The following is a 19,271-nucleotide window of genomic DNA, read 5'->3' on the forward strand; positions in this document are numbered from 1 at the left end:
CATGGTTTTGTGGCATCCCTCTGTTATCCCAATCGAGCGAAAACCCAAAGCGGGCAAAAAATTGTTGGGCGCACCGCCATTAATACTTAGCCTCAGCTTTGCGTGCTTGATCATGCTCGGCACGGTCTTACTCAAACTGCCGATTGCCACCACAGAGCCCATCACTTGGATTCAAAGCCTGTTTACTGCGACATCGGCCATTACGGTGACGGGATTAGTTGTGGTAGACACGGGCACGGCGTTTACGCCTTTTGGGCAAGTGGTTATTGCTTTCCTGATTCAATGTGGTGGCCTAGGTTTGATGACGTTTGCTATCGTGACCTTGCTGGCTCTGGGCGGAAAAATTGGCTTTTTGGAGCGAGCAGTCGCGAGAGAGGCGTTCAACCAGACTGATTCATCGACACTCATTGCCACCGCTAAATCTGTATTGATGTTCGCTCTGCTCGTTGAACTTATTGGTTTCACTATTTTGAGCGTTTATTGGAGTGAAGAGCTGGGCTGGGAAACCAGTTTGTTCCATGGTTTCTTCTACACCATCAGTGCGTTTAACAATGCAGGTTTTGCGTTGAGTGCCGATAGCTTAATGCCTTACGTGGACGACCCGGTCGTTAACTTCACCATTACCAGTTTGTTCATTATTGGTGGTTTAGGCTTCTCGGTTTGGATTGACTTAAAACGCAATCGCCGTTGGCATCGACTCACCGTTTACAGTCGAATGATGATCTTAGGCACGATGATCATTAACGTGGTGGCACTTATCGCGATTTATCTGATTGAATATGACAACCCCAACACGCTTGCCCCGTTGAGCGAAGCAGGGAAATGGTGGGCATCGTGGTTTCAAGCGGTGACGCCAAGAACGGCAGGGTTCAACACTTTAGCTATCGATCAGTTGGAAGATGCCACAACGGCGATCATTCTGGTGTTGATGTTTATCGGCGGTGGATCATTGAGTACGGCAAGTGGCATTAAAGTTGTGACATTTATGGTGTTAGTCTTGGCAACTTACAGCTATTTGCGTCGCGATGAAGCAACCTATGCCTTTCAACGCGAGATTCCCAAAGAGACCATCAGCAAGGCATTGGCGCTGACTCTGATCTCGGTGGGGGTGACTTGGTTTGCCATATTCACGCTGTTACTGACAGAGAAAGCGTCTATGTTAGATATTATGTTCGAAGCGGTCTCGGCACTGGGTACGGTTGGGTTATCGCGAGGCTTAACGGGCAGTTTGTCCGAACCAGGTGAGTTAGTGATCATCTTCATGATGTTTATGGGACGATTAGGGCCTCTTACATTAGCGTACTTCTTAGCCAGTCCAAGAAAGAAAAAAGCGCGTTACGCGAGTACTAAACTGGCAATAGGGTAGATGGGCTAACTCGTACAAAGTGAGCAAAAGGCTAGACAAAAGAGGAGTAACTGCTCCTCTTTTTGTGCTCGTTGTAGCCACGAAACTGTATACGGCAGTCTCTCTCACAACAATTTATGATTCATCTCTATTTTTTATCATTTATAAATTGTCGTTTTTGAGGTGTTGTCCAGAATGGCATTATCCACGTGCAACATAAGATTGCCGGGAATAAAAATAATTACAATACTGCCTTACTGGAAGATACATGAAAATCAAACCCCTCCCACCTTTAAATAGCCTCGTTGCGTTTGAAGCGTCGGCGCGGCACTTGAGTTTTACGTTAGCCGCTGACGAGCTAAACGTGACCCAAGGTGCTATCAGTCGCCAAATTAGACAATTAGAAGAATACTTAGGCAAGGCTATGTTCACGCGAGCCAATCGAAGCATTAATTTAACGCCTACAGGTCTTCAATATTATCAAGCTGTCAGCCAATCTTTGCTCGATATTGCTCAAATCACGGGTGAAGTGAAGAAATGGCAGGGCGAACAAAAGATCACGGTTGCGACGACAAATGCAATGGCAGCCTTGTGGTTGTTGCCTAAGGTTGCTCAATTTCAAAATGAACATGATGACATCGATATAAGGATATTGGCCTCAGATAATGTGTTGGACTTACGCCGATTAGATTGCGATCTCGCCTTGTTTTATTGTCGCACTCCACCTGCGGAAATGGATGTGACAACGCTATTTTCAGAAGAGGTATTCCCTGTGTGTAGCCCGCTTTATTTAGAGAAAATCGGCCAGCCTAGTGAGCCAGAAGAAATCTTCAATAAAACGTTACTCTATCTGGAAGAGTCTCAAAGAGATTGGGTGAATTGGGAGCAGTGGTTTGCAAGTGTGGGGTTGCCAAATATTTCGCCTCGTAATCGCATGAACATCAATAACTATCCAATGCTGTTACAAGCGGCAATTAATGGTCAGGGAATCGCGTTAGCCTGGGGGTCATTAGTGGACGACTATTTACAAAGCGGCGCTTTGGTTAGGCCAGTCGAACACGTGCTTTCAACACCTTCCAATTTTTCTATGCTTGAACCTAAAAATAGAGGTTTAATCCCAGCCGGCGTCAAACGTTTTAGAGAATGGCTTTTGCATCAGTTGCCAGATGAGGTAGGTGATCGAGGCTTAGCTTAAATCAATAAGCAGAGAAAATAACAGAGTTTGGTCATGTTAAAAAAGCGGGAATATCAGTTCCCGCTTTTTTAATTGATTGATGAAACGACGCACTAACTTAGTACTGGTCCCTGATTAAGTGTGGAATCATCTTTCAGCGAGGATCTTGAAGCGATAGGCTCGGAAGCCAAAGTTTTGCTTTCAACAAGCGGTTCAACAGGACCATCAAGTTTCTCTTGCTCTGGGTGAACATGCTCAGGAAGCATTGCCCATGGCTTAGGTTCGCGTCGAATACTATGGAACAGCGTTAAGCTCATCACCGCGATAAAAATCGCGATAGGGAAACCGGCAATAATGGAGGCTGTTTGCATTGCTTTTAACCCTCCTGCATATAGAAGCACTCCCGCAATGGCAGCGATCATGATTCCCCACAATACGCGTATAGACGTAGGAGGCTCACTGTGCCCAGCGGCATCGAGGGTACATAGAACCAAGGTACCCGAGTCTGCGGAGGTAATGAAATAAGTACCGAGCAATAGACACGCAAGCACGCTAAGGAGTTTACCAAACATACCTGTATCTAGATTGTCGAATAGCGTAAACAAAGCGCGTGTCGTATCGGCTTTAGTCGCTTCAAGAATCGGGCCGCCAGAGAAATCCGCAGGTGGTGTTTGTTTGGCTTCTTGTGCCGCAGTGACTTGCTCTTGATGAGCAACACGAGCGTCTTGCTCTACCTTCAACGCTGCACCACCAAATACTGAAATCCATAAAAACGTGATCAGCGTGGGTACGATGAGAGCACCGCCGATAAGTTCACGTATTGTGCGTCCTTTAGAGATACGAGCCACAAACATGCCAACGAAAGGTGCCCAAGTCATCCACCAAGGCCAGTAATAAGCCGTCCACCAGTTTTGCCAGCCAGAGTCATTCTGTGCATCGCTCCATAAGCTCATACCGACAATGTTTTGTGCATAAAGCCCCGTACTTTCGAGTAGCGTATTTAAGATATAGCGAGTTGGGCCAATGTAAAGTACGACTAGCACGAGTGCGAGTGAGAGCAGCATGTTCCATTCTGATAAACGGCGAATACCTTTTCCTACACCAGATAGCACCGACGCAACCGCACAAGTACAAAGGGAAACGATAATAAAGAGTTGAATCCCCAAACTAATATCTAGACCAAAGGCTTGATTCAAACCAGAGTTTATTTGGATAACTCCCATCCCCAAGGTTTGAGATATACCGAAAGCGGTCACCGCGACTGTTAGGATATCAACCGTGTGTCCGATAGGCCCATAAATACGATCACCAATCAAAGGGTACAAGATAGAGCGTAGGGTAAAAGGCAGATCTTTACGGTAGGAAAAGTAAGCTAATGCGAGTGCCACAATGATAAAGACAGACCAAGGATGTAGGCCCCAGTGAAAGAATGTCAGTTTCATTGATGTTGTTGCGGCTTCATTGGTCAGGCCTTGAGTAAATGGGTTGTCAGCGTAATGCCACATCGGTTCGGCGACCGACCAGAAAATCAAGCCTATCCCCATGCCTCCGGAAAAAAGCATGGATACCCAAGACAAATAACTAAACTCTGGTTTTTCGTCATCTTTACTCAAACGAATATGCCCATATCGACTAACCATAAGGTAAAGAAGAAAACCGACAACGAGTGAAACAAGTCCGATGTAAAACCACTTCATATTCTGCAGCAAAATGCCGGAAATCGTTTCGAAGTATTGGCCCGCTTGGTTGGCGAGAATGGCGCAGAAAAGTACAAAACCGATAACGACGATCTTTGATGCGATAGTCACAGTCGGATTGAGTCCTTTCAATATCCCAGATGTTGCTCTCATAGGCATCCCTCACAGTGCGTTTGTTTTAGCGTTATTGTTTGTTGCGTTATTGTTAATTTTTGAAAGAGAGTAGAGAGAGGGCTTTTGTGTTTCAACTGATTAATACTCATCGGTTAATGAGTATTAATCATGACAAGAAGATCATTGTTAATTAAAAGGTTATTTTTTTGTTCGAGATCAATGCATGAATGACAAAAACTCATCCAAGCCCGGCGAAAAAGTCGTTTGTTTGTTGCCGGGTTGTTAATCAAAATCATCTCCACTAACACAACACGATGTTGTACGCACTGGATGCAACTCGACTCTCGGAGATAAGAATATGAGTAATGTCAACCAAACCATTATTCCTGTTGAACTTGTTGATAATGTACTGAACCCAATCAGTGAAGCAACAGGAATGCCGAATCAGGCCTACACCAGCGAAGAGTATTTTACTTTTGAGCGTGATCAGGTGTTTGGTAACACTTGGGTATGCATTGGTTTTGCATCAGACCTGCTTAAAAATGGCTATGTGATGCCACTTGATTTCATGGATCTTCCACTACTCATGATGAGAAATCGTCAAGGTGAAGTCCAAGTCTTCCACAACGTATGTAGTCATCGTGGTATGAAGCTGGTGCATGAGGCAGGCGAAGTTCAAGGCATGATTCGCTGTCCTTACCATTCATGGACGTACGATCTTGACGGCAATCTAAAAGGCACACCACACATTGGTGGTATCGCAAAACACAAAGATGACCGATTTAAGTGTGAAAAACATGGCCTTAAGCCACTTCGTTCAGCCGTTTGGATGGACATGGTGTTCGTCAACTTATCGGGCAATGCAGAAAGCTTTGAAGAGCATATCGCGCCGCTAGAGCAACGTTGGCAGCAATTCTTAGGTGAAGAAGGATTAGGGCTTCTTCGCCGCGTGAACATGGGTGGCAACCTAGAGATAGAAGTGAAAAGTAACTGGAAGCTTGCCGTAGAAAACTACTGTGAAGCTTACCACTTACCTTGGGTGCATCCGAGTTTGAACAGTTATTCTCGCCTAGAGGATCACTACAACATCATGTTTGCAGAGCGTTTTGCTGGCCAAGGTAGTCTCGCATACAACCTCTCTGATACTGCAGGAACACACTTACCTAAATTTCCAAGCTGGCCAGAAGATAAACTGCGTCATGCAGAATATGTTGCACTCTTTCCAAACGTGTTGCTTGGTATTCAAGCCGATCATGCCTTTGCAATGATGATTGAACCAATCACTGCGAATAAAAGTGTTGAGCACCTACGTGTTTTCTATGTGGGTGATGAAGCAACGAAAGATGAGTTCGCTGCGTGCCGTACTGCTACCGTTGAGTCATGGCGAGTCGTATTCGGCGAAGATATTGGAGCGGTCGAGGGCATGCAGGAAGGTCGTTACTCACCTGGCTTTGGTGGTGGTGTGTTCTCACCAGAAATGGATGTGCCGACGCATTTCTTTCAAACCTGGTTGGCAAAGCAAGTGAAAGCGGCACTGGAGCAGTAATATGATGCATTACCTTAATTATATTGATGGTGAGTGGTGCGATTCAGAGCAAGCGCTGACCGTCATGAACCCTGGCACAGCCGAAGCGTATGCGACGGTTGCAGAAGCCACTATCACCGATGCAGATCGCGCAATGGCAGCGGCACGTCGAGTAGTCAATCAAGGCGTTCTTTCGGACGTTCGTCCAGCCGTCAGAACCGAGTGGATGTTAAAAGCCGCCGCGGCTATTCGTGAAATGGTTGATGAAGGTGGGTTAGTTGCCTGCCGTGAAAATGGGAAATCTTTGCAAGATGCCAAAGATGAGTTTTTAGAATCGGCACGTTACTTCGAATACTACGCTGGCATGGCCGACAAGCTGGAAGGCACGTCAATTCCGTTGGGTAAAGATTATGTCGATTTCACCCAATATGTGCCGTTTGGTGTGTCAGTGCAGATTGTGCCGTGGAATTTCCCAGTTTCTATTTGTGCACGCTCATTAGCACCTGCATTAGCTGCTGGTAACGCAGTGGTGATCAAATCGCCAGAGATTTCCCCACTCGCTATGACGTTGTTGATTAAAGCGATTGAAAAAGCGGGTTTCCCAAAAGGCGCGATTAACTTGCTATGTGGCAAAGGCTCCGTAGTTGGCAGCCACTTGGTGCAGCATCAAGACGTTGATCAAATTGTCTTTACAGGTTCTGTGCCGACCGGCCAACGCATACTGAAAGATTCAGCGCAACGCGCCACACCATCTGTGATGGAGCTGGGTGGTAAATCGGCCGCTATCGCACTGAAAGATGTGAGTCTCGAAACGCTTTTACAAAGCGTTCAAGTCGGTATTTTCTTTAACGCTGGTCAAGTTTGTTCGGCAATGTCTCGTTTGCTAATTCAAAAAGAGCGTTATGAAGAAGTAAAAGCGGCGGTAGTGAAAATGGCGCAAGACCTAACCATTGGTCAAGGTGAAAGCCAGCCGGATATAACACCGTTGGTATCGGCTGATCAACAAGCGCGCGTGCTTGAAATGATAGAACAAGCAAAAGCCGACGGCGCGAACATCCTAACGGGTGGATACGCCCCTGATTTGTCGGGTTACTTTGTGGCACCGACGGTGATTGAAGCCTCACCAGATATGCGTATTGCTCAAGAAGAAGTGTTTGGTCCTGTACTGGTAATTACACCGTTTGAAACCGAGCAAGAGGCCGTTGAAATCGCGAATTGCACCGATTTTGGCCTGGTTGCTGGTGTCTTTGGTGAAAGCCTAAACCAAACATTGCGTGTGGCGCAGCAACTGCGTGGTGGGCAAGTGTTCATCAATGAATGGTTTGCTGGTGGTATCGAAACACCATTTGGTGGCGTGGGCTTGTCCGGTTTTGGGCGAGAAAAAGGACAAGAAGCGATTTATAGCTATGTCCAGACACGCAATATTGCCATTCGTTTGCAGCAAGACAGCAACGTATAGGTACCGTGTAACTGTATTTTCATCACCTCGTACCGGCTTGGATTTCAGACCACAAGCTAGGGCGAGGTTGATGGAATCACAACAAATCTGACAACGGTTTGTAAACACGGAAATTCTGAACAAGGTAGTTGGAGTATAAGTGATGAGAAAGTGGCTCTGTATTATTTGCGGCTTAATCTATGATGAAGCACAAGGTTGGCCATCCGATGGCATTGCACCAGGAACAGCATGGGAAGATGTGCCGGATGATTGGTTATGCCCCGATTGTTTAGTGGGTAAGGCCGATTTTGAAATGATCGAAATCACCGACGATGCGCCAGTAGAAGAGGTCGTGGCAGTGTCTTCGGTATCGGTAGGATCGTCTGTTCAGCCAAATACGGCTCAGCCACTTCCATCTGAAGTCACTCAACCTATATTTTCAGCTGACCCTATCGTTATCATCGGCAGTGGCCACAGTGGTTACCAGTTGGCAGCGGCACTTAGAGCACAATCTGAAACGGTTCCGATCACTGTCTTTACCGCTGATGATGGCGCACTGTACAGCAAGCCTGCCTTGTCTAATGCACTGGTCATGAATAAAGACGGCGACGCGCTACAAAGTGAGAGCGCGTTGGAGTGGGAAAGCCGTCTCAACATCCGAGTTTACCCGCATACCCGTGTTGAACAGATCGATCGTGCCAATTCAACGTTACATACCTCCATCGGTAAATACGCCTACAGCCGCTTGGTACTGGCAACAGGTGCATCACCGATTGAAATCCCAATTGAGGGCGATCGCTCTTGGGTTATGAGTGTGAACGACTTAGTTGATTACCGCCGTTTCAGAACGGAGCTGCAAGACAAAAAGCGCATCGCGATCCTAGGTGATGGCTTAATTGGCTGTGAGTTCGCAAATGATCTGATCGAAAGCGGTTATGAAGTAACAGTTATCGGGTTGGGTCAATGGCCAATGGAGCGTTTGATCCCGCAACAGTTGGGTGAATCATTACAAAGCGCACTTGCCGATCGAGGCGTGCAATGGGCTCTACAAGACAGTATCACCAGAATCGAGCCAAGGTCCGAATCCAGTGCGGTTTTACATCTGAACAGTGGCAAGCAGATTGAAGCAGACCTAGTGCTAAGCGCGGTTGGACTCAAACCAAATGTTTCTCTGGCTGAGCGCGCGGGGCTTGAAGTTGGCCGGGGCATTAAAGTGAATCAATTCGGCCAGACGAGTGATGAGAATATTTACTCGCTAGGCGACTGTGTTGAAACGGAGCAAGGTTGGCAGCCCTATATTGCACCGATTAATCAAATGATCCCTTCTGTAGCGAAAAGCTTGCTAGGCGATGTCGCCCCTATCTCGTTAACACCAACTCCAGTGATTGTAAAAACGCCGATTCTTCCACTCACGATTTTCACGGTAGCCGCTGAAGAACAGGGACAATGGTACATCGAGACCCAAGCAGATGAATTGACCGCTGCGTTTTATTCACCAGAAGGAGCAATGCTCGGTTTTGCGTTGCTAGGAAGAAAAGTACAGTCATTACGCGGCCCTTGGCTAGATCAATTGTCATTGAAACTGTCAGCAGCGTAGCGGAGAAAGAAGATGATTCATTTACCCAATGATGACGTGACGTGTGGTTGGTACCATGCGTTGCCAAGTATTCCAGAAAAATCGGCGTTAAAAGGTAAACAAAGTGCTGACTATGCCGTGTTAGGTGCCGGTTTCGCAGGCTTAGCTATGGCAAGACGTTTAGCTGAACTTATGCCTAATGCACGAATTATACTGATTGATGCGCAACGTATCGGCCAAGGGGCTTCAGGAAGAAATTCGGGCTTTGTTATCGATTTGCCTCATAAGTTTTCACTTGAGCATCCCGACCCTGAGCACAAGCAAAAGTTATTATCACTCAACCGTTCTGCGATTGCTCAGCTAAACACTTTAGTGTCGAAGCACAGTATTTCTTGTCAGTGGTCAGCAAAGGGCAAATATCAAGGAGCCGTAGGGGCGCGCGGTGAAGCGTATCTCGATCACTTTGAGCACCTAATGAAAGACCTTGGCGAACCATACTTCCATGTTAATGGCAGTGAGCTGGCGAAAGTCTTGGGAACAAACTACTACAGCCGCGCAATTTACACGCCAGGTGGTTATTTAATGCAACCTGCTGCTTTGGTGCGTGGGCTAGGGGAAAGCCTTCCAGAGAACGTCGAGGTGTTAGAGAACTCGCCAATCCGCAAGCTCAGTAAAGAAAACGGTTGCTGGGTATTACATGGAGATAGTGGCTCTGTTGAAGCCCCTGAACTGCTGCTTGGGACCAGCATTTTTACTCGGGAGTTTGGTTATCTTAAAAACAGACTACTTCCAGTGATGACGTTTGCAAGCTGGACGCGTCCATTAACCGACGCAGAAATGCAGCGATACGGAGGAGAGTTGAATTGGGGCCTAACTCCAGCTGATCATGCGGGAACGACGTTACGTATGACCGCCGATCGACGTATTTTGATCCGCAATACTTACAAACACGTGCCGAAATATGGCTCAAGCATGAACGATAAAGTCAGAGAACAAATTCGCGACGATCATCGTCAGGTCTTTCTGGCGCGTTATCCCGAGCTGGCCGACGTACCATTTACTCACACATGGGGTGGGGTGTATGCCATCTCTCGTAACTTTACTAACTTTTTCGGTCAATTAGATGAAGGTGTTTATGCCAGCGCTTGTGACAATGGTGTTGGTGCTGCGTGGGGAACCATTTCTGGAACACTGTTAGCTGACTATGTCGTTGGTGCGACATCTAAATCATTGGATGACATACAGCAAGTGACAGGAATGCCTTGTTTGAATCCGCCAGAGCCTTTTTTAGGTTTGGGAGTAAAAACGCGTATCCAATTAGCAAAATGGCAAAGCCGGAGTGAATTATGAAGCAAGTCAAACTTGTTGATAGTAAAAGTCTAGATTTCAATGTTCGTGGTGATACGCCGGGAATGGCGTATGTTGCCAGGGCGTTAAGCCCAGAAATTTCACCAAACATTGGCGTAGGCTTTGCTAAATGGGAAGGCGCTAAAGTGGCTTGGACAGTGCTTTATGATGAAGTTATTTTCGTGATTGAAGGCTGTTTCGAGCTGACCGCAAATGGTGAAACACATTTTGTGCACCCAGGTCAGATGCTGTGGATACCGGAAGGAACTGAATTGGTTTATGGTGGGCATGCTCTGTTCGGCTATGTGGTTCATCCAGGAAACTGGAAAGAGTTACATGGTATTGAATGACTTTTATCATTTAGTAGTGTCTCGGAAAGGCAAAACAAAAATCCGATTTTTACCCATGAGTTTTCGTAAAAGAACTTAATCTCAATGGAGCAAGGGTTTCTTACTTGCTATGTTTCTTGGTCACGTTTCCAGACGTGTTAGACCTTTCTCAATTGCTATTTTATCTATCAAAAAGGGAAGCCTTGGCTTCCCTATAATGAGTCTTCTTTTGGCTTGGCTAAATCTTTTATTTTAGCTCAAATTTACCCTGCATGATTGCCCAGTGACCCGGGAATGAACAGAAGAATGAATAGTCACCGCCGGCTTTCATTTTCTCAGTACTGAACGTAATGCTGGTGCTTTCACCGCCACCAATTACTTTTGTGTGAGCGTAGACGCGATCATCATTTGGTTTTACGTAGTTATTTTCTGCTCCAGCTGCCATGCCGTCAGTACCGACTGCTTGTAGGTTGGCAGTGTCAGATATGACCACGTTGTGACCCATCGATTGCGCTGGCATCTTACCTGTGTGGTTCAGCGTCAGTTTTACCTCTTTACAAGTGGCTGGTACGCTCAATGTTTTAGTAGAAAACTGCATCATATCGTTAGCATCTAATGACACTTCACACTCGGCACTGGCTTGGGCACCAAAGCTCATTCCTACTAATGCGAAGGTTGTTGCTAATAAACGTAAAGACATATAACACTCTCCATTTTGTATTTTAGGCTGACTTGGATTGATCTTATCCAATAGTTCTCATTATCAGCCAATTTTCACTCCAAAAACGTGCTTCAATCGGTATATTGACGTTTTGTTGCAAGCTTGTACTGGTCAGTTCCGCTATTTGATCACTCAAATACCTTATTTCATGCGATTGCGTGAGTTAAATCAAAAGTCGTGATTAGCCAGAGTTAAGGTGAAATTAATCTCGCTAAACGGGTGGCAGAATCGTTTGGTTTTAAGGTATTGGAGAGGTTTCGAGAAAGAAGCTCAGCTAGATTGCTGAGCTTCTAGAGAACAGATGACAAGTAAACCTAGCGAGTTTGTTTTAACGTGTGCAGCACATCATGCAGTGAAGGTGCGACGGTATGGCCTAATTGTTTTATTTCGTTGCAAGGCTCAACCAAATCAGGAATTTGATAAGTGATCATGTTCGCTGCTACCGCAGCACGCACGCCATTATTTGAATCTTCAAAGGCGAGACATTTGGTTGGATCTACGCTTAGACGACTTGCTGCAAGCAGGTAGATCTCTGGATCAGGTTTGCCGTGTGACACTTCACAGCCCGTCGTTAAGTTGTCGAAATACTTGCTTAGGCCCGCTAACTCCAACTTCTTCTGTGCCACTTCTTTTGCTGTAGAAGTGGCGACTGCAATTGGCAACCCTTGGCCTTTCAACCACTCAAGCAGCTCAATCACCCCTTCTTTTACCGGTATCGCTTGGTGCTTAACCACAGCGTCGTAACGGTCGCGCCACTCTTGGTGTAAGCGGTCAAGATCATCCCCATAAGCTTTACGAAAAATCACTTCAATGCCCGCTGCATTGCGACCAATGATTGAAAGGTAAACATCTTTATAGAAGGGTAGGTTCTGGGCTTCACATGCTTCTTGGAAAATATGCATACAGACGCGCTCGGTATCAAGGAGCAAACCATCCATATCAAAAATAGCAGCTTGGTAGTTCATTACATTAAGACTTTTTGGTTGGGATGGCGCATTTTGACACAAGCAGACCGGTTTTTCTTCTAAAAATTAGAACTTGATTTTGATCCTATGAGTTCACATTGCCTCTGAACACACTATACATAGAGTCTATAAATTAGGTGTTAAATATAATGTTTTTAAAATTAGAAAAATTTCAGTTAAATAGATAAAACTCTATCTTAATATAAGCTAGAGTTTTATTAATATTCTATTGTTATTTTAACTATTGGATGATTTATTAATAGTTAAAATTAATAATAAAATAATACCAAGTCACGATTGTTTACGACTGCATGAGTGTACCAGCTCTTGACTTCAGATATTTGTTGCTCTGATAAGCCTCCGAAGTCAACGTTATCTTGGTGAATATCTTGATTTTTTATCATAAAAACAACAGGGAAATCGTCAGGGAATGGGAATTTTATAGGATAATCGGTATTAGTGAATGGAATATCGCAGAAATCGTTTACATCGCAAGGATACCAAGAGTTATTGGATAAGTAATAACCAGTTATCTTACATATAGCTTCAAGCAAGTAAGCATAGGCGTAACCCAAGTGACTGTATTTTATCTCTTCAGACAACATTTGCATAAGAAGCTCTTCAGCTCGGATGCTTTCGCCACTACTTTCCAGCATTTCATTAATCACCTTAAAGGAGTCTTGACACCTTTCCATTATGGCTTTTTCTAGCTCTGGATTACGCTCATTCTTTAGTACGTTAAAAACCTTTTCAGTATCTAATGAATATACTGTCGCCCCATATCCCATATTTTATTCTCCTCACGTTTATACAGTTAAATTCATTTAAGTGTTTTTTAGCGAAGGGATTATATTTTGATGTTTTTTGAAGGTAAAGTGTATATATAGAGGTTGTATTTATTATGATGAACTTTGAAAGTTTAAGTTCTTAAAATAAATACTATATATTTAATTTTATTAGATCTAGCTCATAAAAATACCTTAACTATTATTGTGTTTATTGTTAAGGGTTATTAAATCTGTGAGGTGGTTCAAGACAATAAAATTTAGAAGAAAATACCGTCAAACTTAGGTGGCTATTCTATCTGAGCACTCAGCCCACTAGTTATGGTGGGCTGAGTGCGCGGTTGGGCATCAGGCACATTATTTGGCGATGAATATGCCATATTAGGTGATATTCGTTAGTGTCTATTTTATCCCTAGACGTTTTGCTAAGCGGTGTAAATTACCGTTATCTAATTCAAGCTGACGTGCCGTTGCTGCCCAGTTGCCTTGGTTTTCTTCCAGAGCTCGAACAATCATCGCTTTTTGGAAGGCGTCTGTGGCAGGCTTTAATCCGCCTTCTGGTAGCTCAAGCCGAGATTTTTGTTCCGTTTTTTCAACGTTCTTGATGTTCTGATTCGGCGTTCTAATATCAAAATCTTGCTCAACTAACTCAATGTCCATGGCGTGGGTACGCGCTTTTGCCAAAACACCAGCACGTTTAATGACATGTTCTAGCTCTCGCACGTTGCCCGGCCATGAATAGTCTTTGAGTGCTTGTACTAAAGTGGGGGACAAACGAATGCTGTTCAATCCCAATTTGCTTCTTAAGCGTTCGGCAAAAAAGCCTGCGAGTAACACCACATCGTCTTCACGTTCACGAAGAGGTGGAACATGAAGCGGGAAGACGCTTAGGCGGTGATATAAGTCGGCTCGGAAGCGCCCAGCAGTCACTTCTTCATGCAATATACGGTTAGTTGCGGCGACAATGCGTGTGTTGACTCGAATATGGCGGTCATCACCCACACGTTGAATGTCGCCGTATTGTAGGGCTCGAAGTAACTTAGCTTGCAGTTCTAACGACAGTTCGCCGACTTCATCCAAAAACAGTGTGCCGCCGTCGGCTTGTTCGAACTTACCTTTACGATTGCTGATCGCGCCTGTGAATGCGCCTTTGATATGGCCGAACAACTCGCTTTCCGCGACTGATTCTGGCAGCGCCGCACAGTTGAGGTAAACCAAAGTATTGTTCGATCGGCTAGAACGATGGTGAATAGCGCTGGCAACTAACTCTTTACCTACGCCTGTTTCTCCCATGACCAACACAGACAATTCCGTATCCGCGACGGCATCAATCTGCTCTTGAAGATTCCTCATACCCTGAGAGTTGCCAATGATTTCGTTACTCAACGTGCGTTTCTCAGCGTAAGAGTCACGTGGCAGGCTCGCTTGAGTTTCTAGTTGCTCTAGCAGAAGTGCAGTGTGCAAGCCACCTGCTGCCAACGCGCTGACAAAACGTAACTCTTGGTTGCGTAGCCCATCAAATTGGTTGGGGTCGAAGGCGTCAATCGTAATGGCACCAATCAGTTGATCGTCGATCAGCAGAGGTAAACCAATGCAGGAATGGACATGCAGTTTGTCATCGTGGTTTGGAATCAAGCCATCGTATGGATCAGGTAAGTCGCTGTCGGAGGGAAAGCGCACGATATCGCCTGCTCGGGCAATGGCTTCTAATCTTGGGTGTTGCTCAATAGAGAAACGGCGTCCAAGGACCTCTTTCGCCAATCCATTGATCGCTAAAGGTTTAAAGTGCTGGTCTTCATACAAAAGAAGGGCTGAAGAGTCACACTTCAATACATCTCGAATCGCCGTTAATAACGTATCGAAGCGAGCCTGTTGAGTGAGCGCCGAGTTAAGGTCTTGCGTGATGTGTAGCCATTGCGCGATTAAAGAAGTCATAGCCAATACCGATTGTGTCAATATGACTATTGTAGTGTCTTAATGACAATTTTCAACTGTGTCCAAATGACACTTATCAAAGTTGGATTTTAATTAAGATATTGAAATATATAGTAATAAAAAGTTGGCATGCCCAGTGCAATACAAGAAGAAATTATTTTTGTTTATCCCGTCATTCAAGGTAGTAATTATGACAATTCACGTAAAAAACAACATCCACTGGGTAGGTCAACGCGATTGGGAAGTTCAAGACTTCCACGGCACAGAATACAAAATGACAAAAGGTACCAGCTACAACAGTTATCTAATTCGTGAAGAGAAAACCGTATTGATTGATACGGTCGATCATCGATTCAGTCAACAATTCATCCAAAATTTAGAAATGGAAATCGACCTTAAGTCTATCGACTTTATCGTGATAAACCATGCAGAAGAAGATCACTCAGGCGCATTGTCGGCATTAATGGAGAAGATTCCAAACACGCCAATTTACTGTACAGAAGCGGCGATTGATTCGATTGTGGGTCATCATCACCATCCTGAGTGGAACTTCAAAACCGTAAAAACGGGCGATAGCATTGATATTGGTAACGGTAAGCAATTGGTGTTCGTGGAAGCGCCGATGCTGCATTGGCCGGACAGCATGATGACCTACCTAACTGGCGATGCAGTGTTATTCAGTAACGACGCATTTGGTCAGCACTACTGCGATGAACGCTTATTCAATGATGAAGTGGATCAAAATGAGTTGATGGAACAGTGCTTGCGTTACTACTCAAACATCCTAACGCCATTCAGCAGCTTGGTAACTGCAAAAATCAAAGAAGTGCTGAGCTTTAATTTACCTGTCGACATGATCGCTACGTCACACGGTATTGTATGGCGCGATAATCCAGTTCAAATCATCGAGCAATACTTGGCGTGGGCAGACAATTATCAGGAAGATCGCATTACGATTTTCTACGATTCTATGTCAAACAACACTCGAATGATGGCTGATGCCATTGCGCAAGGCATTCACGATGTCGACCCTGGGGTCGCGGTCAAAGTCTTTAATGTCTCTAAGCATGATAAGAATGAAATTCTCGCCAATGTATTCCGCTCAAAAGGCATCTTGGTTGGTTCATCTACCATGAATAACGTCATGATGCCGAAGATCGCTGGCATGCTAGAAGAAATTACCGGTCTGCGCTTTAAAGCGAAAAAGGCCGCTGCATTCGGTAGCTACGGGTGGAATGGTGGCGCGGTGGATCGTATCCATGCTCGATTGACCGACGCAGGTTTTGAAACCGCAGTGAGCTTGAAAACCAAATGGCGACCAGATGGTAAAGCGATGCGTGAATGTCGCGAACATGGTCAGAACATCGCGAAATTGTGGGCAAAGCATGACCTGACAAGTCCCGTTATTTCGCCGGCGATTGCTGCGTCTGCACCACAAGTTCAATCACAACCCGCTGCGCCAGCGACAACACAGGCGGTAGTAGATGCTGCTCCTAGCAACCCTAGTACAGAGGCGCATCCTGCAGATTGTCAATGCATGGTTTGTACGGTTTGTAATTGGGTATACGACCCAGCTAAAGGCGAGCCTAATCAAGGCGTTGAACCGGGCACGGCATGGTCTGAAGTGCCAGATTACTTCTTGTGCCCAGAATGCCATTTGGGTAAAGACGTCTTTGTCGAATACAACGGGTAAGGGGGCGAATATGCAAGCACCTATTGTGATTATTGGTAGCGGCTTTGCGGCTTACCAATTGGTGAAAACAGTGCGTCGAATGGACGCACATATTCCGCTGCAAGTGTTTACTGCTGATGATGGCGCGGAATACAACAAGCCCGATTTGAGTCATGTATTCAGCAACAAGCAAACCGCCCGAGACTTGGTAGTTAAAAGTGGTGAGGCGTTTGCACAGGAACACAACATCGAACTGTTCGCCCATACCAAGGTTGAGCATGTCGACGTGCAAGCTCAGCAAGTGGTCGCCAACGGCCAAACCTATCCTTATTCCAAACTGGTGTTTGCGACAGGCGCGAAAGCCTTTGTGCCACCAATATCTGGCGATGCAGCACCTGAGGTGATAACGCTAAACTCGCTACAAGAATATCAATTAGCGGAAGAGCAAATTAGCCGTGCGAAACGAATTCTAGTAATGGGTGGTGGTTTGATCGGCGTCGAGATCGCCATGGATCTCGCAACCAGTGGTAAAGCAGTTACGGTGGTTGAGCCAAATCCCCGTTTGCTCGCTAACTTGATTCCTGAATTCGTCGCATTGCCGCTTGAAAATCAACTTAAGCAGCAAGGTATTCAACTTGCTTTGGAGACTGGAGTTGTCGCGATCAATCACTCGGATGATTCGCTGGTGGCAAGCTTGAGCAAAGGTAAAGCAATCGAAGCCGATGTAGTGATTTCAGCTGCGGGTTTACGTGCTAACACTTGGTTAGCGAAGGCTTGTGGGTTGAGTGTCAATAAAGGCATCGAGGTGGACGCTCGATTACAGACATCAGCAGCCAATGTGTTCGCATTAGGCGATTGTGCTGAGATCCAAGGTCGAATGATGCCGTACCTCCAACCGATCGTGCTAAGTGCCAATGCTTTGGGCAAACAACTACTGGGGCAAGAAGCAGAGTTGAAACTACCGCCTATGATGGTAAAGGTCAAAACGCCGAGCTACCCAATTCAATTGGCAGGCGATTTTAGTTCGGTGACGAACTGGAGCGTGCAGATTTCTCAAACTGGCATTGCCGCGAAAGCAGAAGATGAAAATAGCCGACTCATGTGCTTCGTCGTGACGGGAGAACAAGTTACGCAAGCATTTCCATTGCTTCGAGAGTTGTCTCAAGCCGCTCAGGCTTAACCGATTTTAACGAAAAGAATTGTAATTAGAGAGGGTATCATTATGTCGCATCTAAGAATTCCTAAAGACTGGACTGTTCAACGTTCAACGCCTTTCTTCACTAAAGACAATGTGCCACCAGCGCTACTGACTCATCACAATACCGCTGAGGGAGTGTTTGGACAGCTTTGCGTCATGGAAGGGCAAGTGACTTACTACGGCTTTGCTGATGAAAATGCCACAGAAGCAGAAGTAGTGGTGGTGATTAATGCAGGCCAGTTTGCTACAAGTCCACCGCAGTACTGGCACCGCATTGAGATGAGCGATGATGCTCAGTTCAACATCAATTTCTGGTCGAACAAGGACAAGAGTGGGCAAGCGATGTTCCATGCTAAGCAGTAGTGAACCTATGTAAGTGCTTTGACTGTTACGCTAATCGTCAAGTAAAGGGGTGTAGAAGGCGCAATAAACGGACTGCAATGCAGGATCATCGAGACCGAGGAAAGAGAAATCACGAGTAATGATTTCAATTCTTTAGTAGCATGTTACGAAACATTTCAGTCAGGTGAACTAAGGGAAGCGTGCAATGGAAAAACAACGAGTAGCATTTATTGGTCTGGGTGTGATGGGATACCCAATGGCTGGTTACCTAAGTAAAGCGGGCTTTGAAACCAAAGTATACAACCGCACAAAAGCGAAAGCCGACAAATGGGCTGAAGAATACCAAGGCGTAGCTTGTGAAACACCACGTGAAGCGGCGGAAGGCTGTGACATCGTTTTTACCTGTGTGGGTAATGATGATGACGTTCGTAGCGTTGTTTACGGTGAAGAGGGCATTCTGGTCGGCTTGAAAGCGGACGCAGTGCTAGTCGATCACACGACCACTTCTGCAGACCTAGCGGTTGAGCTGGCTGAAGCGTGTGTTAAGTACGGTAATCACTTTATTGATGCGCCAGTTTCTGGTGGTCAAGCGGGCGCAGAAAATGGTGTTCTAACCATCATGTGTGGTGGTGAACAAAGCATTTTTGACCGTGTGTCTCCGGCGATGGATGTGTACGCGAAGCAGATGACGCTACTGGGTGAAAACGGTCAGGGTCAACGCTGTAAGATGGTAAACCAAATCTGTATTGGAGGCGTTTTACAAGGTCTGAGTGAAGCTTTGTTGCTAGCACAAAAATCAGGCTTGGACATTGCTCAAGTTGTAGAAACACTTAAGCATGGCGCTGCAGGTTCTTGGCAGATGGAAAACCGCGCAAATACGATGGCTGAAGACAAGTTCGATTTTGGCTTCGCTATTGATTGGATGCGCAAAGACTTAGGTTTCTGTCTGCAAGAAGCTGAGCGAGTGGGTCTAGAACTTCCACTGACTAAGAAAGTGGATGAGCAATACGCAGACCTTCAACGTGATGGTTTAGGTCGCATGGATACATCAGTACTGATCAAAGCGGTAGCTAAAAATCAGTAGTTGATGAATCAGTAATAGATAAAC

At 45.6% G+C, this 19,271-nt stretch carries 16 protein-coding genes and 1 pseudogene; 12 read left to right on the forward strand and 5 right to left on the reverse strand.

The features are described from left to right. The first annotated feature begins 1 nt into the window (after position 1). Positions 2-1,366, forward strand: a complete 1,365-nt coding sequence (locus tag R7Q41_RS02080) for a TrkH family potassium uptake protein (RefSeq protein WP_054578635.1) — start codon at positions 2-4, stop codon at positions 1,364-1,366. 247 nt (positions 1,367-1,613) lie between these two features. Next, positions 1,614-2,540, forward strand: a complete 927-nt coding sequence (locus R7Q41_RS02085) for a LysR substrate-binding domain-containing protein (protein WP_318144325.1) — start codon at positions 1,614-1,616, stop codon at positions 2,538-2,540. A 92-nt stretch (positions 2,541-2,632) separates the two neighbouring features. On the opposite strand, the gene R7Q41_RS02090 is transcribed toward R7Q41_RS02085, so the two are convergent. Next, positions 2,633-4,369, reverse strand: coding sequence for a BCCT family transporter (locus R7Q41_RS02090; protein WP_318144326.1), 1,737 nt, complete (start codon positions 4,367-4,369; stop codon positions 2,633-2,635). A 319-nt stretch (positions 4,370-4,688) separates the two neighbouring features. Between R7Q41_RS02090 and R7Q41_RS02095 the strand changes: the two genes are divergently transcribed. The 6 genes and pseudogenes from R7Q41_RS02095 (at position 4,689) to R7Q41_RS02120 (ending at position 10,566) form a co-directional block, all read left to right on the forward strand. Further along, positions 4,689-5,876: an aromatic ring-hydroxylating oxygenase subunit alpha gene (locus tag R7Q41_RS02095; protein WP_258666224.1), complete on the forward strand. Its 1,188-nt coding sequence runs from the start codon at positions 4,689-4,691 to the stop codon at positions 5,874-5,876. 1 nt (position 5,877) lies between these two features. Beyond that, positions 5,878-7,314, forward strand: coding sequence for an aldehyde dehydrogenase family protein (locus tag R7Q41_RS02100; protein ID WP_258477447.1), 1,437 nt, complete (start codon positions 5,878-5,880; stop codon positions 7,312-7,314). 142 nt (positions 7,315-7,456) lie between these two features. Next, positions 7,457-7,618: pseudogene (locus tag R7Q41_RS02105) on the forward strand (rubredoxin); the annotation flags it as partial. Beyond that, a complete protein-coding gene (locus tag R7Q41_RS02110; RefSeq protein WP_318107926.1) occupies positions 7,607-8,890 on the forward strand; it encodes an NAD(P)/FAD-dependent oxidoreductase in 1,284 nt (427 codons plus the stop codon). The pseudogene R7Q41_RS02105 and the gene R7Q41_RS02110, both read left to right, overlap by 12 nt. A gap of 12 nt (positions 8,891-8,902) precedes the next feature. Beyond that, positions 8,903-10,219, forward strand: coding sequence for an NAD(P)/FAD-dependent oxidoreductase (locus tag R7Q41_RS02115; RefSeq protein WP_042521596.1), 1,317 nt, complete (start codon positions 8,903-8,905; stop codon positions 10,217-10,219). Next, on the forward strand, positions 10,216-10,566 hold the full coding sequence (locus R7Q41_RS02120; RefSeq protein ID WP_005375208.1) for an ethanolamine utilization protein EutQ: 351 nt from the start codon (positions 10,216-10,218) through the stop codon (positions 10,564-10,566). The genes R7Q41_RS02115 and R7Q41_RS02120 overlap by 4 nt, the downstream gene beginning before the upstream one ends. Before the next feature lie 226 nt (positions 10,567-10,792). On the opposite strand, the gene azu is transcribed toward R7Q41_RS02120, so the two are convergent. The 4 genes from azu to norR all read right to left on the reverse strand — a co-directional run bounded on the left by azu (position 10,793) and on the right by norR (position 14,951). Next, entirely contained in the window at positions 10,793-11,245 is a 453-nt protein-coding gene (gene azu, locus R7Q41_RS02125) for an azurin (RefSeq protein ID WP_005375211.1), read from the reverse strand. 335 nt (positions 11,246-11,580) lie between these two features. Continuing rightward, positions 11,581-12,231 (reverse strand): HAD family hydrolase, encoded by a 651-nt coding sequence (locus tag R7Q41_RS02130; RefSeq protein ID WP_149191619.1) that lies wholly within the window; start codon positions 12,229-12,231, stop codon positions 11,581-11,583. Between the two features lie 269 nt (positions 12,232-12,500). After that, on the reverse strand, positions 12,501-13,019 hold the full coding sequence (locus R7Q41_RS02135) for a hypothetical protein (RefSeq protein WP_005375218.1): 519 nt from the start codon (positions 13,017-13,019) through the stop codon (positions 12,501-12,503). Positions 13,020-13,418: 399 nt separating this feature from the next. Beyond that, positions 13,419-14,951 carry a nitric oxide reductase transcriptional regulator NorR gene (gene norR, locus R7Q41_RS02140; RefSeq protein WP_054574466.1) on the reverse strand — a complete coding sequence of 511 codons (1,533 nt, stop codon included), beginning with the start codon at positions 14,949-14,951 and terminating at the stop codon, positions 13,419-13,421. Positions 14,952-15,141: 190 nt separating this feature from the next. Between norR and norV the strand changes: the two genes are divergently transcribed. From norV to R7Q41_RS02160, 4 genes are all read left to right on the forward strand, one after another. Beyond that, entirely contained in the window at positions 15,142-16,644 is a 1,503-nt protein-coding gene (norV, locus tag R7Q41_RS02145) for an anaerobic nitric oxide reductase flavorubredoxin (RefSeq protein WP_053350070.1), read from the forward strand. Positions 16,645-16,654: 10 nt separating this feature from the next. Beyond that, positions 16,655-17,803 (forward strand): NADH:flavorubredoxin reductase NorW, encoded by a 1,149-nt coding sequence (norW, locus tag R7Q41_RS02150; RefSeq protein WP_318144327.1) that lies wholly within the window; start codon positions 16,655-16,657, stop codon positions 17,801-17,803. A gap of 42 nt (positions 17,804-17,845) precedes the next feature. After that, positions 17,846-18,184: a DUF1971 domain-containing protein gene (locus tag R7Q41_RS02155; protein WP_005375231.1), complete on the forward strand. Its 339-nt coding sequence runs from the start codon at positions 17,846-17,848 to the stop codon at positions 18,182-18,184. A 184-nt stretch (positions 18,185-18,368) separates the two neighbouring features. Continuing rightward, positions 18,369-19,247: an NAD(P)-dependent oxidoreductase gene (locus R7Q41_RS02160; RefSeq protein WP_017821261.1), complete on the forward strand. Its 879-nt coding sequence runs from the start codon at positions 18,369-18,371 to the stop codon at positions 19,245-19,247. Positions 19,248-19,271: the final 24 nt, after the last annotated feature.

Origin of the sequence: Vibrio sp. 2096 (assembly GCF_033339595.1) — a bacterium.
Lineage (GTDB): Bacteria > Pseudomonadota > Gammaproteobacteria > Enterobacterales > Vibrionaceae > Vibrio > Vibrio alginolyticus.

Coding starts and splice junctions, on each gene's coding strand:
- norW (WP_318144327.1), top strand. CDS start 16,655: ATGCAAGCACCTATTGTGATTATTGGTAGCGGCTTTGCGGCTTACCAA.
- R7Q41_RS02080 (WP_054578635.1), top strand. CDS start 2: ATGGTTTTGTGGCATCCCTCTGTTATCCCAATCGAGCGAAAACCCAAA.
- R7Q41_RS02120 (WP_005375208.1), top strand. CDS start 10,216: ATGAAGCAAGTCAAACTTGTTGATAGTAAAAGTCTAGATTTCAATGTT.
- norR (WP_054574466.1), bottom strand. CDS start 14,951: ATGACTTCTTTAATCGCGCAATGGCTACACATCACGCAAGACCTTAAC.
- R7Q41_RS02155 (WP_005375231.1), top strand. CDS start 17,846: ATGTCGCATCTAAGAATTCCTAAAGACTGGACTGTTCAACGTTCAACG.
- R7Q41_RS02090 (WP_318144326.1), bottom strand. CDS start 4,369: ATGAGAGCAACATCTGGGATATTGAAAGGACTCAATCCGACTGTGACT.
- R7Q41_RS02115 (WP_042521596.1), top strand. CDS start 8,903: ATGATTCATTTACCCAATGATGACGTGACGTGTGGTTGGTACCATGCG.
- R7Q41_RS02110 (WP_318107926.1), top strand. CDS start 7,607: ATGATCGAAATCACCGACGATGCGCCAGTAGAAGAGGTCGTGGCAGTG.
- R7Q41_RS02130 (WP_149191619.1), bottom strand. CDS start 12,231: ATGAACTACCAAGCTGCTATTTTTGATATGGATGGTTTGCTCCTTGAT.
- R7Q41_RS02135 (WP_005375218.1), bottom strand. CDS start 13,019: ATGGGATATGGGGCGACAGTATATTCATTAGATACTGAAAAGGTTTTT.
- azu (WP_005375211.1), bottom strand. CDS start 11,245: ATGTCTTTACGTTTATTAGCAACAACCTTCGCATTAGTAGGAATGAGC.
- R7Q41_RS02100 (WP_258477447.1), top strand. CDS start 5,878: ATGATGCATTACCTTAATTATATTGATGGTGAGTGGTGCGATTCAGAG.
- R7Q41_RS02095 (WP_258666224.1), top strand. CDS start 4,689: ATGAGTAATGTCAACCAAACCATTATTCCTGTTGAACTTGTTGATAAT.
- R7Q41_RS02085 (WP_318144325.1), top strand. CDS start 1,614: ATGAAAATCAAACCCCTCCCACCTTTAAATAGCCTCGTTGCGTTTGAA.
- R7Q41_RS02160 (WP_017821261.1), top strand. CDS start 18,369: ATGGAAAAACAACGAGTAGCATTTATTGGTCTGGGTGTGATGGGATAC.
- norV (WP_053350070.1), top strand. CDS start 15,142: ATGACAATTCACGTAAAAAACAACATCCACTGGGTAGGTCAACGCGAT.